This is a genomic window from Corynebacterium sp. UMB6689 (assembly GCF_030215295.1).
Classification (GTDB): Bacteria; Actinomycetota; Actinomycetes; order Mycobacteriales; family Mycobacteriaceae; genus Corynebacterium; species Corynebacterium aurimucosum.
In genome coordinates this window covers 1-14,015 of sequence record NZ_JASOLS010000005.1, presented here as the reverse complement: position 1 = coordinate 14,015, position 14,015 = coordinate 1, and the positions used below count along the sequence as shown (strand labels likewise).

Annotated in this window: 11 protein-coding genes and 1 tRNA gene; 7 read left to right on the top strand and 5 right to left on the bottom strand. The window is 61.0% G+C overall.

What is annotated here, in order from left to right; translation table 11 throughout:
- Positions 1–40: 40 nt before the first annotated feature.
- From QP363_RS03895 to QP363_RS03885, 3 genes are read left to right on the top strand one after another with little or no spacing between them, the layout of a single operon-like run.
- On the top strand, positions 41–1,153 hold the full coding sequence (locus QP363_RS03895; RefSeq protein WP_070446120.1) for a TrkA family potassium uptake protein: 1,113 nt from the start codon (positions 41–43) through the stop codon (positions 1,151–1,153).
- Positions 1,153–1,887: an NAD(+) diphosphatase gene (locus QP363_RS03890; protein WP_144655973.1), complete on the top strand. Its 735-nt coding sequence runs from the start codon at positions 1,153–1,155 to the stop codon at positions 1,885–1,887. The genes QP363_RS03895 and QP363_RS03890 overlap by 1 nt, the downstream gene beginning before the upstream one ends.
- Positions 1,856–3,910 (top strand): ATP-dependent DNA helicase UvrD2, encoded by a 2,055-nt coding sequence (locus QP363_RS03885; RefSeq protein WP_070446116.1) that lies wholly within the window; start codon positions 1,856–1,858, stop codon positions 3,908–3,910. Before QP363_RS03890 ends, QP363_RS03885 begins: the two co-directional genes overlap by 32 nt.
- A 6-nt stretch (positions 3,911–3,916) precedes the next feature.
- Here QP363_RS03885 and QP363_RS03880 read toward each other — a convergent pair whose 3' ends face one another.
- Positions 3,917–4,747 carry a hypothetical protein gene (locus tag QP363_RS03880; RefSeq protein ID WP_070446114.1) on the bottom strand — a complete coding sequence of 277 codons (831 nt, stop codon included), beginning with the start codon at positions 4,745–4,747 and terminating at the stop codon, positions 3,917–3,919.
- Between the two features lie 72 nt (positions 4,748–4,819).
- Between QP363_RS03880 and QP363_RS03875 the strand changes: the two genes are divergently transcribed.
- On the top strand, positions 4,820–5,317 hold the full coding sequence (locus QP363_RS03875) for a M48 family metallopeptidase (protein WP_070711151.1): 498 nt from the start codon (positions 4,820–4,822) through the stop codon (positions 5,315–5,317).
- Here the strand turns inward: QP363_RS03875 and QP363_RS03870 are convergent.
- Complete coding sequence (locus QP363_RS03870) at positions 5,314–6,741, bottom strand: zinc-dependent metalloprotease (protein WP_070711150.1); 1,428 nt, start codon at positions 6,739–6,741, stop codon at positions 5,314–5,316. The genes QP363_RS03875 and QP363_RS03870 overlap by 4 nt on opposite strands.
- A 93-nt stretch (positions 6,742–6,834) precedes the next feature.
- Between QP363_RS03870 and QP363_RS03865 the strand changes: the two genes are divergently transcribed.
- Positions 6,835–7,911 (top strand): PDZ domain-containing protein, encoded by a 1,077-nt coding sequence (locus tag QP363_RS03865; RefSeq protein WP_284762869.1) that lies wholly within the window; start codon positions 6,835–6,837, stop codon positions 7,909–7,911.
- Positions 7,912–7,915: 4 nt separating this feature from the next.
- Here QP363_RS03865 and QP363_RS03860 read toward each other — a convergent pair whose 3' ends face one another.
- The gene (locus tag QP363_RS03860; protein WP_284762867.1) at positions 7,916–8,596 is read right to left on the bottom strand and encodes a beta-N-acetylglucosaminidase; all 681 of its coding nucleotides are present in this window, start codon (positions 8,594–8,596) and stop codon (positions 7,916–7,918) included.
- Between the two features lie 77 nt (positions 8,597–8,673).
- Positions 8,674–9,264 carry a PPA1309 family protein gene (locus QP363_RS03855; protein WP_070446104.1) on the bottom strand — a complete coding sequence of 197 codons (591 nt, stop codon included), beginning with the start codon at positions 9,262–9,264 and terminating at the stop codon, positions 8,674–8,676.
- Between the two features lie 123 nt (positions 9,265–9,387).
- Between QP363_RS03855 and QP363_RS03850 the strand changes: the two genes are divergently transcribed.
- Positions 9,388–12,366, top strand: coding sequence for a UPF0182 family protein (locus tag QP363_RS03850; protein ID WP_070730664.1), 2,979 nt, complete (start codon positions 9,388–9,390; stop codon positions 12,364–12,366).
- Positions 12,367–12,521: 155 nt separating this feature from the next.
- Positions 12,522–12,598 (top strand) — tRNA-Met (locus QP363_RS03845).
- 202 nt (positions 12,599–12,800) lie between these two features.
- Here the strand turns inward: QP363_RS03845 and QP363_RS03840 are convergent.
- The gene (locus tag QP363_RS03840; RefSeq protein ID WP_284762862.1) at positions 12,801–13,964 is read right to left on the bottom strand and encodes an IS1249 family transposase; all 1,164 of its coding nucleotides are present in this window, start codon (positions 13,962–13,964) and stop codon (positions 12,801–12,803) included.
- Between the last annotated feature and the right edge of the window lie 51 nt (positions 13,965–14,015).

Genomic DNA, 14,015 nt, shown 5'->3' with positions numbered 1-14,015 from the left:
TCACGAGGAAATCCGCATCATCTAGGGAGGTTGGCGCTTCGTGCCCAAGCACTTAGGCAAACGCATTACGTCGCGTTTCTTGTCGCAGGTAGAGCTGACCTCGCAGCCTGACCATGCGCTGCTTGACGTCATCACGATTCCGCGTACCGCGAGCACCAGCCCGTGGAAGCAACTGGCGCGCCGAGTTATCTGGGCTATGGGGCTGATGGTCTTTGTCACCATCATCGTCTTTTTCGACGGTGATGGCTACAGCGAAGACCTGTCCTTCCTCGATGCCGCCTACTATTCAGCGGTGTCGTTGACCACTGTGGGCTATGGCGATATCGTTCCCGTCACCCCCACCGCGCGCTTCATCAACCTCATTATCGTTACCCCGGCCCGCCTGCTCTTCCTTGTTTTGTTGGTCGGTGCTACCTTGTCGGTTCTGACGGATCGAGCCCGCCGCACCTTTGAAATCCAGAATTGGAGAAAGCAATTGCGTAACCACACCGTTGTCATCGGCTATGGCACTAAGGGCGCTGGTGCGGTCGCCGCCCTCATCGCCGATGACGTTCCCGCCTCCCAAATCGTGGTTGTTGACAACAACCGCGCGGCCCTAGCCAGCGCCGAGCACCACGGCCTCGTCACCATTTACGGCTCCGGAACCAAGCAAGACGTGCTGCGCATCGCCGGCGCGCAGCACGCCTCGTCGGTGGTGGTGACTCCGTCCACGGACGATACCGCGGTGCTGTGTACCTTGTCCGTGCGCGAGCTCAACCCCAAGGCCAAGGTGGTCGCTTCCGTGCGTGAATCCGAGAACCGCCACCTACTCCTCCAATCCGGTGCCGATTCGGTGGTCACCTCCGCAGAGACCGCCGGACGTCTCCTGGGCCTAGCCACCGTGACACCGACGGTGGTGGAGATGATGGAGGACCTCCTCTCGCCGAACGAGGGCTTTTCCGTGGCCGAGCGTGCGGTGCGCGAATTCGAAGTGGGCTCCAATCCACGTCACCTCGCCGACATTGTTCTGGCGGTTCTGCGCAACAACGAGCTACACCGTGTCGATACGGCAGACGCGTATGCACTCAAGCCTGGTGACCGCCTGCTCTATATCAAGCATGAGATGCAGCAGGCTGCGGAAGATACCGATGAAGACGAGGATGAAGGCAACTAATGTTCCTGCCCGTCACCGAGACTGGCCTTGTCCCGGTATCGCCACAAGGCCAGCCGGTCTTTCTGGCTAAGCCGGCGGGGGAGATCGTGGTTGCGGCCGGGGATATTCACGCTTTCCTGGTGGAGTCCGAGGCCGCCGAGCGGCTCGGTACACTGCGCGATGCCACCTTCTTTAACGGTCAGCGCGACATTCTCAAAGCCCTGCATCTGATCCGTAACCGTCGGGAAGCGCGCTTTGATCCACGCACTGGGCGGGAGCTGTCTTACCCTGCGCCCGGGGCCGTGGGACACGATGGCGAACGCCTCGTCTTTCCCCGCTTGGATCCCGCCGTCATCGGCATCATTCACCACGCGGAGTCGGACCGTATCCTGCTGGCTCGCAACCGTCACCGTCCAGGATTCTTTTCACTCATCGCCGGCTATGTCGATCCCGGCGAGACCCTTGAAGAAGCGATGATCCGCGAGGCACTGGAGGAAACCGGTCGTCGCGTTGAGTCAGTTTCCTATTGGGGCTCACAGCCCTGGCCGCCTAGTGGCTCCTTGATGGTGGGCTTTTCCGCGGTCACGGAGGATGTCCAGCCCGTGTGCGATACTGACGAAGAGCTCGCAGAAGTGCGGTGGGTGTCCCGCGCTGAGCTGCCAGAACTGACCATTGCCCGCAAGGGTTCAATTGCACACACGATGATTATGGAGTGGTTCCACGGTGATGAGACCGGATCTGTCCCTGCTCGATGAAGACCAGCGAGCCGCAGCCACGGCACCGCGCGGCCCAGTCTGCATCCTGGCGGGTGCCGGAACGGGTAAGACCCGCACGATTACCTATCGCATCGCTCACATGGTGGACCAGGGTTTCGTCAACCCGCAGCGCGTTCTGGCCGTCACCTTCACCTCTCGCGCCGCGAGTGAAATGCGCGAGCGGCTCAACCAGATGGGCGTTGGGGGAGTACAAGCCCAAACCTTTCACGCCGCAGCGCGCCGCCAGTTGAAGTACTTTTGGCCGCAGGTTGCTGGGGATCTGCCCTGGCAGCTCATTGACAACAAGTTCAGCCTGGTCGGCCGCGCGGTCCGCTCGCTTGGCCTGGACAACAACAAGGACACCATTCGTGATTTCCTGGGGGAAATCGAATGGGCAAAGTCTTCACTGATTAGCCCCGAGGGCTATCCCGGTGTCATCGAATCCACGGACCGCGAGGCGCCGGGGGATCCGGCCAAGGTGGCGGAGGTCTTCCGCCGCTATGAGGACATGAAGGCCACCCCGGATCTCATGTACCTCGATTTTGATGACTTGCTCATGCACATCGCCGGCGCCATCGAGAACGTTCCTGCGGTGGCGGAGGTATTTCGTGAGCAGTACCGAACCTTCGTGGTGGATGAGTACCAAGACGTCACCCCCTTGCAGCAGCGAGTGCTTGAGGCCTGGCTGGGGGAGCGTGATGATTTAACGGTCGTGGGCGATGCCAACCAGACCATCTATTCCTTCAACGGGGCTTCCCCGGAGTATCTGCTGAATTTTTCCCGCACCTACCCGCAGGCCACCGTGGTCAAGCTGCAGCGAGACTACCGCTCCACCCCGCAAGTGACGGACCTGGCTAACGAGGTCATCTCGAAGGCCACGGGCCGCGCGGCGGGGACCCGTTTGGAGTTGCAGGGCATGCGCGAGCCTGGACCCGAGCCCACGTTTAAGGCCTATGAGTCTGAGGAGATTGAGGCCAAGGAGGTCGCGGGCCAGGTTCTGACCCTGCTGAACCAGGGAGTGAAGGCTTCCGAAATCGCAATTCTTTACCGCATCAACGCGCAATCAGAGCAGTTTGAGCAGGCGCTTGCTGACGCTGGAGTGGTTTACCAAGTCCGCGGTGGCGAAGGCTTCTTCCGCCGCCCAGAGATTTTAGAGGCCATCCGCGTGCTCATCGCTGCCACGCGCCGCGATGATTTGCCGAATGATCCGGTGGCTGTGGCACGTGCGGCCTTCGTGGAGCTGGGGCTGTCCGCCACGGAACCGCAGGGCGCGCAGGCCCGCGAGCGCTGGCAGTCGCTCACGGCCTTGGTGGACCTCATCGCGCAGATCGTGGAGGACCACGAGGGGATAGACCTGCCTGGCGTGCTAGGAGAGCTGCACCGCCGCTCCGAAAACAAGCACAACCCCACGATGGAGGGCGTGACCCTCGCTACCATTCACGCTGCCAAGGGCCTGGAGTGGGATGCGGTGTTCCTCGTAGGTCTCACCGAAAAACTCCTGCCCATTAACCACGCCATCAAAGCCGGCGATGAACACGTGGAGGAGGAGCGCCGCCTCTTTTACGTGGGTATTACCCGTGCACGCGAGCACCTAGCCTTGTCGTGGGCGCTGGCTAAGACCACTGGTTCGCGGGCCTCACGTGAGCGAACCCGCTTCCTGGACGGCGTGGTCCCGGGAATCGAGGAAAGCCAGTCCTCGAACCGTCGCTATCGCCCGCGCCGTTGCCGAGTGTGCTCGGGGCAGCTCAGCAGCCCGGCAGAGAAGGTCCTCGGCCGCCACGAGTGGTGCGAGTATGAGGGTGATGAGGATGTCTTCAACGCGCTGCGCGCGTGGCGGGCGTCGGTGGCGAAGGACTCTCAGGTTCCTGCCTACGTCGTCTTTTCTGATGCCACCCTGCAAGCGATTTCGGAGGCTCTTCCAGCCAACGAGGCGGAGCTGCTGGATATCTCCGGGGTGGGCCCCTCCAAGCTGGAGCGCTATGGCGCGGAGGTTCTGCAGATCATTGCTTCTTCCCGCGGCTAAGAGGAACTAAGAAGCAGCGCAGTACGTGCAGCGAGGATGTTCCATGAGAAGCCTCCGTTGCTCTAGGCCGTAGAGGTCTATCTCCGTGAGTTCGCCGGCGAGCGGCTTGCCACCGGGCGCTCCTGGCGGGGCCGGCCTTCCCAAGAGCCGGCGAATAATCACCACTGCATGCATCACTATCGCAGTGCGCACGATGGGGTCGCCCGGCGCTTCCACTGTCGCGGCGCGGTGGGCCACCTCGTGCCATAGCTCGTCTGATTCGATGCGGTGCAGATGCGCGCACAGCGGGCAGGGGCCAGCCCCGTCGATGCGAACTGGTCCGATGATGCCGCGGGCATCGATCATAGATACCGGCAACCAGGTGGCTGGGGAATTGCGCAGGGCCTGTGCCCATTCCGTGGCGCCATCCAGCATGTCGACAGCCACGATAGGCAGGTGCCCGGCCACGTTTGCGATGTACTCGGCGGGGGTTTCGCTGTGGAGAGGAGAGCGTGGTTGGAAGGAATCACCAAGCAGGACGTCGCGCAGCTCATTGGCCAGGGCGGAGGTCCCGAGCACAGCCACACGCTGCGGCCGGGGCGCCGGCCACAAAACACGGTAGCTAATCAGATCCTCCACCAAGCTGCGGGCAGCTGAGGGGCTCATGCCCGTATTCTCAATGGATTTTTCAATAGTTTGTCGGGTCAGCGGCGTGCGCAGCCTGTTGAGCAAGCCCGCCAGCTGCGGGTGGGCTTCAAACACGCCGACGCGCGTGGCATCCATCCCGCACTGGAGCATTCCGGGTTCGCGCTTAAGAATCGTGGTTTCCGGCGCCAGCATGTACGTCTGTGCACTCAAGACTGTCCTCCCCGTTGTGCCCCACCCCAGGTGTGTGTAGACACCATTGCACCACAGGTAGAATGCCCTGTCATGTCGAGCAATCCCGAGGTACGTGTCATCCGTTCGGCACGGCGCCGTCGCACCGTCCAAGCCCGCGTGGTCGACGGTGTTCTGGAGGTGCGCATCCCCGCGTGGATGTCAGCGGCGGAAGAGCGCGAAGCGGTGGATGGCATCGTGGCGAAGGTGCGCAAAAAGCACACCTCTTCGCAGCTTTCCGACGATTCCCTGGCCGACCGCGCCCGCACACTGAATGCCCGCTTTTTGGCGGGCCGCGCCACGGTGGGTTCCATCCGGTGGGTGAGTAACCAAAAATCCCGCTGGGGCAGCTGCACTACCTCAACGGGCGATATTCGGATTTCTGACCGGCTGCAGGACGTCCCCGACTATGTGCTCGACGCGGTCATCATCCACGAGTTAACGCACACCTTCATCCCGGGTCATGGTCCGGACTTCTGGGAGTGGGCTGACCGCGCGCCCAAAGCCGAGCGCGCGAAAGGATATCTTGAGGCTTACCAGCGTTTCCGCTAGTTCTCTTCGCCCGGCTTGTCCTCTTTATTGTCGTCGCCGTCGGCGTCTGTGTCCTCGCCAGCGCTGTCGCCGGTGTTATCGCTGGCATCGCCCCCGGCATCCTGCTGGCGGAGCATCTCCTCCAGCTTGGAGAACTCCGCTTCAAAGCCCTCATCAGGGGTGTCATCGAGCAAACCGTCGATGAAGGACGCAGGGTTCTCCAGGTGCTCGGCCGTGGGCAGAAGATCCGGGTGGTCCCAGGCGGAGTCACGTTTGTCGGCGCCCACCGCGACGGTGGCGCGGCGCCAGAGTTCAGCGGCGGCCTCCACCTTCGGGGCATTGAGCTCGATGCCGACGACCTGGGAGAAGGCCTTCTCTGCGGAGCCGCCAGTGGAGCGGCGGTGCGCCCACGCCTCGGTCATTGCCTTCGTGGACGGGATGCGCTCTCCCAGGGCCTCGGTCACCACGTGTTCAACCCAGCCCTCAACGAGTGCTAAGAGGGTTTCCAGACGAGAAGCCGCGACTGCGTTGCGGGAGGTGATCCGCGGGGACAGGTCCATGCCCTGTAGCTTGCTCATCGCGTCCTGGATGGCCTCAGGGTCACCGGATTCCAGGTTGAGCTCGCGGGTAGCCTCCTCGATATGGGAGGTATCGATAACCAAGCCCATGGCGTATTCCTCAACGGAGGAGACGAGGCGCTCGACCAACCACGGCACATGCTTGAACAGGCGCTGGCGGGCGGCTTCACGGGCGCCGATGTAGACGAGCACTTCCTGGCCCGGAACGTTGAGATCGCGCGCAATGGCCTGGATATTGTGCGGCAGGAGTGCAGTGGTGCCTGCGGGGGAGACAGGCAAGCCGAAGTCAGAACCGGTCAATGCCTGCGCAGCCAGATCACCCAGCGCGTGGCCCAGCTTCATGCCGAAGTTCATGCCGGACATCGAGTTCATCATCGAGGTCATCGGGCCCATCATCTCGCGGGCTTCCTCCGGCAGGGATTCCAGCTGCGCGGAGTTCATGTGCTCCGCAACCGGGGTGACCATGCGCTGCCACATCGGCAGCGTCTCATCCAGCCACTGCGCGGAATTCCACGCGGTGACGGTGCCGGATGCGGTGGGCAGGATCGTGGCATCATCTAGCCACAGTTCCGCTAGCCTCACGGCTTCTTGCACAGCGGTGCGGTCTTGCTCGCTGACCTCTTTATCGCGGGAGATCTGCTGGTGCGCGATGCGCTTGGCCAAGTCATAGTTGACCGGGCCGGAACCCTCCGGGGAGTTCATGGAGGAACCCATGCCGGACAGCATCTGGCCGAACTGATTCAACAGGTCTCCTAGGCCACCGTTGCCCGCGCTGAAGCCGAAGGCGCCGAACGGGTTCTGGTCGCGACGATCGTTATCATCGTCATCGTCGTTATTGGGGAAGGAAAAACCGAATCCGTTGCTCATGGACCCCAATCTACTAGGTTTCCTAGCGCGGATTCTAGGACCACGGCAACGCTGAGAGCGAACAAGCTCCACAAGGCTGTAGGCTGATCCTCCGTGAAAACTCCGCAGAACCCCCGAACCCGCCGCTTGTCCACTTTGACGTGGGGAGCCATCCCGGTGGTGCTGACGGGAGCCCTGCTCAGCATCGACCACATTCCCGGCACCGATATCACCTTGTCGGTGCCTTATGCCGCCGAGGGGCCAGGTCCTACCGTGGATACCCTGGGCGAGGTGGATGGGGAACCCGTCGTCAACGTCGAAGCCCCAGAGACGTTCCAGCCGGAGGGGCAGCTCAACATGACAACGGTCTCCGTGCGCACCAACATGACGCTGGCCCAGGCCCTGGGGCGGTGGTTATTTACGGATGACACCATCGTCCCCATCGAGAATGTTATCCCGCAGGGCAAGACAGATAAGGAGGTCCAGGAGGCCAATCAGCAGGCCTTTACCCAGTCCGAGTCGGCGGCCACGGTCGCCGCCATGGACTATCTGGACAAACCGGTGAGAATCGAGGTGGCACAAGTACTCGATGACGGCCCCGCAGCAGGCGCGCTTGACGACGCCGACATTATCACCACCGTCAACGGTGACAAGGTCACGGAGCCTGGCCAAGTGCAAGAGAAGATTCGCGCTCTTCAGCCTGGCGATGAGGTGGAGCTAGGCATTGTTCGCAAGGGCAAGGAAAAGACTGTCGGGGTCACCCTCGGCTCCCACCCCGAGCAGGAGGACGTGGCCCTGCTAGGCATCCTTATGACCTCGGTTCCCACCGAGGACATCACGGTGGATTACAACCTGCAGGACGTCGGCGGCCCCTCGGCCGGCATGATGTTTACCTTGGCGGTGATTGACAAGCTCTCTAGCGAAGATCTCACCGGCGGCCGGTTTGTCGCCGGCACCGGCACTATAGGTGAGGACGGCGAGGTCGGCCCCATCGGCGGTATCGTCCACAAGGTTCACGCGGCTCAGGAAGCGGGCGCTGAGCTTTTCCTCGCCCCAGCCGACAACTGCGCGGAGGCAGTCAGCCGCGATACCGGAGACATGGTGGTGGCTAAGGTCCACACGCTGGATGATGCCATCGAGGCCATGCAGGATTTTGCGGAGGGCAGGCCCGTCGAGACCTGCGAAGGCTAGCCCGCTAAACCAGGCCTAGCTCCTTGAGGCGCTCTTCCGGATCGTCCTGGTCCGTGGAGATCATCTGCTGCATGATAAGGCCCTCATCGTTGTCAACGACGGTGAGGATGGCCGTGTTGCCCAGCATGGACCAGCCCACGACGCGGTTGCCGCTGTCCTCGATGACGCGGGAGCTGCGCAGCTCGGTGAGCACCTGGGTGGTTTGGGAAGCCTTGGTCTTGGACTTGAAGAACTGGAACTGGCCTACCTCCGAGCCAGAGCAGTTGAAAGAATCCGTCACGCCATTGGGATCGCAGCGGTCGAATTGCGCGAAGATCCCCTCCGGTACGAGCCCGCCGAAGATCTCATAAGCTTGCTCCACGGAAGCATTAAACGCCCCGCTGGGCTCCGCGGACTCGCTGGCGTCCTTGTCTTTGTCTTTGCGGTCGGCGGAGCTGCGGGCTGAGGATTCATCCTTCGCGTCTGAGCTGGTCTCAGACTCAGAGGCGGCAGGAGAGGTCGTCTCGGATTCCTCGGCGGACGTGGCTGGGGCCGGCGCGCTGGTCTTCTCCGCGGCGGCGGTGGTTGCTTCGCTCGCAGGCGCTGGGTCAGGGGAGGGGGCATCGTCCTTCCCACATGCGGAGAGCAGGCAGCCGGTGGCAAGCACGGCCGAAGCTGCGGCGGTGAAGCGGGATGTCAAGCGCACGAGAGACTCCTCTATCAATTGCGTGCCCAGCCCCGAGAGCTGAGCACTAATGGCCACTGCATTCTGAGTTTAGTCGATTAGAGCATTTCCTCCGGATCTTGCTCCAACCCGTAGCGCAGCGCAGCGATGACCCCCGGTGCCACATTCGGTCCGCCACGCAATTGGATATCGTCTTCTGCGAAGGGGCCGGCCTCCGCTAGTTCCTCCTCGGTCGGACGCAATTGCAGCAGGGTGAGCTCCGCGCCATCGTTGTCGACACTCTCTGCATCGGCTGTGGAGCTTCCGTCCAGGGCGGTAGCCCGCAGGACTCCGGAGAAGAGGCGGGCGGGGCGGGCGTCGCCAAGCGCGGCGTCCGAGGTGTCCTTAAACATGATCTCCTGGGCCAGGATGACGCCGGCGATCTCCCGCGGCCATGCTAGCCGCGAGACGTAGTCCGCGAGGTGCTCCGATCCCGGTTCGATGCCTTCCGGCAACTCTTGCACCACGAGGGTGAGGGGAGAGGAGTCATCGACGTCCCCAAGCTGGGCGGCCACCAGCTCAGTAGGGACGAGAGCAAAAAGGGTAGGAGGCGCATCCCAGCCTTCGGCGTGGATGAAATCCACGGCTTCGCGCATCGCCTTGTTGAGCGCGCGGTGTACAGCGGGCTGGGAGGAAGGTTGGGAACTCATAAGCGTCCTTGTTCGTTGACGGTCATAGTGCTTCTCTAGACTAGAAGCTTGATACCTCTATATTCGCACGACACTTGATTGGAGCTGGAGTTGGCTTCCGGACTCAACCGACCCGCCGCCCCGATGAAACGTCCGCCCAAATTTCTCTCGTGGGTTGTCGCCATCATCGCGGTCCTCTTGTTCATTGGCCCCATGTTGGTGGGCTTCTACACGGATTGGAAGTGGTTCGGCGCGATTGAGTACCGTGGGGTCTTCACCAAGACCCTGGTGACGCGCATCGTCCTCTTCATCCTCTTCGGCCTCGTAGCAGCGGCTGTGACGTACGTTGCGGGCCTGATTGTGTGGCGGGGACGCGGTGACTCGATGGACATGGCGGACTTCAATTCCCCCGTTTATCAGTACCGCAAATCCATTGAGAGCACGATGAGTGTCTTCCTCAAGGTCATCCCAGTCCTCGTCGGCGTAGTCTCTGGCCTTCTGGGACAGGCAAATTGGCGGACCGTCATGCTCTTCCTCAATTCTCATGACTTTGGGGTGGCCGACCCGCAGTTCAACCACGACCTTGGCTTCTACGCCTTCCGTTTGCCGGTGTGGTCAATGCTGGTCAGCGCTGCTTCCATGCTGGTCGCAGTGTGCTTCCTCATCGCACTTGTGGGGCACTACATTCTTGGCGGCATTCGCTTGGGCAATCGCGCCGCCGGCGTGCGTGGTTCGCTGTCGAAAGCAGCGCGCACGCAGCTCGCCGTCACCGGTGGCATTTGGATGCTGCTCCAGGTGGCTGGCTACTGGCTGGGGCGCTACGAGTTGCTGTACAACCAGCACTCGCTGTTTACGGGTGGTTCCTACACGGACATCAATGCCTACCTGCCGGCAAAGATCATCCTCATGATCATCGGCGTGTTCGTGGCCGTGGCGATCTTTTCTGCAGTGGTCATTAAGGACCTGCGCATCCCCGGCTTGGCCGTGGTGCTCATGGTGCTGTCCTCCTTGGTCATTGGCCAAGGCTGGCCGCTCATCATGGAACGCTTCTCCGTGAACCCGAACCGCCAGGCTAAAGAGGCGGAGTCGATCTCCCGCAACATCGAGTCCACTCGCTTTGCCTATGGCCTCACAGACGACAAGGTGACCTACGAGGAGAACTGGGGCGCGGAGGACGTCACCGATGACAAGGTTGCCTCGGATGACTCCACCATCTCCAACCTGCGCCTGCTGGACCCGGACATTCTGGCGCCGACGTTTACTCAGATGCAGCAGCTGAAGAACTTCTACGGCTTCCCAGAGACGCTGGCGATGGATCGCTATGAAATCGATGGCGAACTCCGTGACTTCGTGGTCGCAGCCCGCGAGCTGGACCCGAACGAGCTGCAGGAGAACCAGCAGAACTGGATTAACCGTCACACCGTGTATACCCACGGCAATGGTTTCATTGCGGCGCAGGCCAACACAGTCGATGAGGTAGCTCGTGACGCCGGTTCGGCCCGTGGTGGTTTCCCCATCTTCACGGTGGCGGACCTGCAGACCCAGGCGGGCAAGGACGCCGAGGGTGAGGGCGAAACCCAGAATGCTGAAGAATCCCTCGGTATCAAGGTGGACCAGCCGCGAACCTACTTCGGCCCGGTGATCGCTAGCGCCCAGGATGGGATGGACTACGCCATCGTGGGCAAGACGGGTGATGAGTCCGTCGAATACGACACCGATACCTCCACCTACACCTATGACGGCAAGGGTGGCGTCGACATCGGCAACATTGTTGACCGCACTGCCTTTGCGCTGAAGTACCAGGAACTCAACTTCCTGCTCTCGGACCGCGTGGGGCCGGAGTCCAAGCTGCTCTATGACCGCGACCCGCGCGAGCGCGTGGAGAAGGTTGCTCCCTGGCTGACGACGGATTCCTCCACCTACCCGGCGGTCATCGACGGCCGCATCAAGTGGATTGTCGATGGCTACACCACCTTGGATTCCCTGCCGTATTCGCAGCGCACCTCCCTGACGGAGACCACCCAGGACGCACAGAACCCGACGGGCACGACGCAGCGCTTGGTCAACGATCAGGTGGGCTATATCCGTAACTCGGTGAAGGCGACTGTCGACGCTTACGATGGCACCGTCGACCTCTATGAGTTCGACACCGAAGACCCCGTGCTTAAGGCCTGGGAGGGTGTCTTCCCGGGCGTCGTCAAGCCCGAGTCGGAGATCTCCGACGAGCTTCGTCAGCACATGCGTTACCCGGAGGACATGTTCAAGGTGCAGCGCAACCTGCTGGCCAAGTACCACGTAGATGACCCGGGCGTCTTCTTCAACAACGACGCCTTCTGGTCCGTGCCGGAGGATCCGACTGCCGGTGAATCCCAGGGGCTGAACCAGCCGCCGTACTACGTGCTGGCTTCCGACCCGGAGACCAACAAGCCGAGCTTCCAACTCATCACCTCCTACCGCGGTCTGAACCGTCAGTTCCTCTCTGCACACATGGCGGTGTCGTCTGATCCGGAGACCTACGGTGATATCACCGTGCGCGTGCTGCCGACGAATACCCAGACCCAAGGCCCTAAGCAGGCGCAGGACGCCATGATGTCTTCTGATCAGGTGGCTCGTGACCGCACACTGTGGCAGGGCTCGAATGACCTGAAGAACGGTAACCTGCTGGCTCTGCCAGTGGGTGGGGGAGAGATCCTCTACTTGGAGCCGATCTACTCGCAGCGCAAGGGCCAGGAGTCTGCGTTCCCGAAGCTGCTGCGCGTGCTGGTGTCCTACAAGGGGCGGGTGGGCTATGCGCCGACGATTGGTGAGGCCCTAGAGCAGGTCGGCATCGACCCGAAGGCCGCCCAGGACATCACCGAAATTGAGGGTGACTCCGGCAAGCAGACGGAGAAGGATGACGAGGAGGCCAATGCCGCCGATAAGAAGGACGAAGAGAAGGACTCTGAGTCTTCCGCACCGGCCTCCGCTCCGAAGGCATCTGACGAGGGCGAGGCTATCGACGCCATCAACAAGGCTCTCGATGGTGTAGACAAGGCCAAGAACGGCTCCTTTGAGGAGTACGGCAAGGCCCTGGACGAGCTCGATAAGGCAGTGGAGGACTACCGCTCCCTGCAGTCTCAGTAAGTCCGGATAGGTGCCGGCGAAAACTCGGCGCCTCACCTATGAAATGGCGCCTGCCCAGGGGATTTGGGTAGGCGCCAAGGTGTCTGTATAGTTACATCCGTCGCCAGCACACGGGACAGTGTGCAGAGCGCTTGATGTTTGGAAGTACATCTCGACGCGGGGTGGAGCAGCTCGGTAGCTCGCTGGGCTCATAACCCAGAGGTCGTAGGTTCGAATCCTGCCCCCGCTACCAACTTCCGACCCCTACCAGGGAATATCCTGGTAGGGGTCTTCTTCATTTTGTACTGAAATCGCCACTTGGTGCACTAGATGGTGCACTGGGCTCAAAATCGGGTTAAGTAGGGTTAAGTAAAGAAAAGTGGCCTAAACGACAAAACGTGTTGTTTTCCGGCGTGTCGAGTTAAACGACAGATTGTGTTGGTGGGGGTTGGGGTTTAGCGTATGTGACCTTTGCGTATTCCCATAGAGTGGTTGTAGGCAGTGTCGATGGCGCTGTCGTAGGTTGCTGGTCGGCCGTCTTCGTGGCCGCTGGTGGCTTGTGTTTCCTGGTTGGCTAGGGTTTGTGCTTTGGCGAGTGCGTCCTGGCCCCAGTTTTGCTGCCTGGCGATTTCTACGGGGTCGCCAGGCAGCTGCGTGTGTAGGTACAGCCACCAGTCACAGGCGATGCGTTGTTGCTCGTCGCGTAGTCCTCGGTGGGCGTGCATCAGTTTCTTGATTTGCGAGTTCACTCCGCCTTCCAGGCTGTTGGTTGTGCGCTCTAAGCGTTGGCCTTCTTTAGCTTGGGTGAGGTAGGCAAAGAGGTGTCCGTGTTGACTCATTTTCTTCAGCTGTAGGTAGATTCCGCGGTGAACATCGTGGGTGTACCACCATTTTTTGTTGCCGCGTTTGGATTTAGGAATCTGCTCGAAAGGGACGTCTTTGACGTAAGTTTTGGCTTTGAGCTGGGCGCTAAATACAGTGCCGAATTGGTGTAGCTTGGCAGTCCATTCGGCTGCTTCATCCAGGTTGTCAACGGCTAGCAGTTCGAAGGAAAGCCGTCGCAGTGCTTTGCCCATCGGCGAGGTGGGGTGCAGGCCTGTGGCGCGTTGAATGTTGCGTTTGACGTGGACAATGCAGCGTTGAACTGGAGTATCAGGCCACAAGTGGCGTAGTGCTTTAAGTCCTCCGGAATCCCCATCACAGGTCACCAGTTGTGGTGGGGCTATCTCGTCTAGCAGGCGCATGTAAGACCAAGAGGATTCCTTAGTGCACCAGAACCAGTTGATGACATGGCAGGAGTCAGCAGCTACGACAAGGCACTTGGTGTTGAAGTAGGTGCCGTCGATGAAGATTTGGTCGTAGATTCGCTGCTTATCAACGCTTCGGGGAGGTTGGATAAGCCAAAACGTTTTGAACCGGCGTTGCAGAGTTCGTGATGAAACTCCGCAGGTCTTAGCTGTCTCTGCCAGGCTGTGGCCTGACATGAGCCAAGAGATGAAAAGGCGAAACCATTTTGCTTGAACTGCGTCGTCATTGGTGCGGGTGAAAGTGGCCTTGCAAGTGCGGCATCGCCATCGTTGGCGACCGGTATTTGGACCTGCCCCCTGTTTGGTAGACACCTCCGATTCCGACCGTGTTGGGTCGGGGAAAGGTAATCTACCTCCATGCCT